The organism is Dolichospermum circinale AWQC131C (assembly GCF_000426905.1).
Taxonomy (GTDB): domain Bacteria; phylum Cyanobacteriota; class Cyanobacteriia; order Cyanobacteriales; family Nostocaceae; genus Dolichospermum; species Dolichospermum circinale.
The window spans coordinates 1-1527 of the sequence record NZ_KE384649.1; the positions used below are offsets into that span (position 1 = coordinate 1).

Sequence of the window (1527 nt, forward strand, 5' to 3'; positions counted from 1 at the left end):
GATTGTGATGAATATACTCAACTATGTTGCTCATAATCTCAGGGTAGATGCACGATTTTACCTTGTTATACCATAATTTGATTCTTTTTCGGAGATGTCTAATGGAATTAGATGTGAGTTAATACATTCTCCTCCTAGCCGTCCGCCGATTTCTAAAATTCTCAGACCATGATCAGTTACCATTAAATCTATATGAAACCCGCACCAGTTTATTCCCATTAGTTGTACTGCTAAATGGGATATTTCTAAAATCTGATTCTGTATATCTTGCGAGAGTTTACTGGGAACTATATTCTCGTATTGAAAGGGAATTTCTCGATTAATTTTTTTATCGGTAATCGCTAATACGTATACCTGATTATCTGCTACGATACCAGCTACGGAATGTTCAGTTCCATTTAAATATTCTTCTAGGAGAAATTCATTTGAAAAATAAGAATAAATTTCGTCTCTACTAGGAGTACAATATTCGATGAACTGTTGAAATATTTTTTCTGCTTCTTCATAGGCAGAGATTTTAAATATTCCCCTACCAAAAGATGCTCCTGAAGGTTTAAGCAGACAAGGGATACCAACCGTCTTCAAACTTTTACTGAAGCTTTCATAGTCATGAATAATAGCGTATTTTGGGTTAACAGAACTTAACTGGTTGAGAACTCGTCTTGTGTTTGCCTTATTACGGACATTGAGAACAGCCTCCAGTTGTCCTGCAAATTTCATCGTTCTGTTATGAAAGAGAACTTCTTTTGTTTCATCAGAAAGAGCTACATCGTAAATTTCAGCTTTAACGTCGTTAATTTGAAGATTTTCCCTCAATACTTTCAGGTGTTTAACCCCGGGTTCAAAGGAATATACTTGACTATTATGTTTATTCAGCAAGCCCTACCTAAAAATGGCTGTAAGGAGATTATACCTTATGAACCATATTATACTTTCTTGAAACAAAAAAAAGTGGGAGATGATAGCAAAGCGCTACCTAGGAATCATCCCCCACCTCAGATGTCACTGATTAAGTAAACTAATTAGTCCTTAAACAAGAGAGAAATTACTAGCAGTCAAAGTGGGAACAGTAGCGAGAATAGCAAACTCACCACCAGTACCAAAGCCCGCAGCCGTGCCATTTTGGTTGTAGTAAAGACTACCACTGCTAGAGCTATAAACAATCAGTCCGTTACTAGTACCTACCAAATCATCATCTTCAACCACAGCAAACTCGCTTGCTACACTGAATCCTTGACCAACAACACTGGTCAAAGAAGCGAATACAGACTTACTCAACAATATTTGGTCACTAACGATACCAAAGTCTTGGATAGTATCTAGACCTTGACTAGCTACAGTGAATGCAGCATTCCCTGTAAAGCTGAAGACATCATTACCAAGACCACCAGTCAGAATGTCATTACCAGCACCACCAACTAGAGTATCATTACCAGCACCACTGGTCAGAGCATCATTACCAGCACCACCAACCAAGCGGTTATCTAGGTCATTACCGATAATTCTATCTGCTCCAGCACCAGCAAT

General features: G+C 38.1%; 1 protein-coding gene and 1 pseudogene. Both read right to left on the reverse strand.

Annotated features, from left to right (window positions below; genetic code table 11):
• Window positions 1–57: 57 nt before the first annotated feature.
• Window positions 58–879, reverse strand: a complete 822-nt coding sequence (locus ACIR131C_RS23460) for an ATP-grasp domain-containing protein (RefSeq protein WP_051347635.1) — start codon at window positions 877–879, stop codon at window positions 58–60.
• A 150-nt stretch (window positions 880–1029) separates the two neighbouring features.
• Window positions 1030–1527, reverse strand: a pseudogene (locus ACIR131C_RS27135) (calcium-binding protein); the annotation flags it as partial.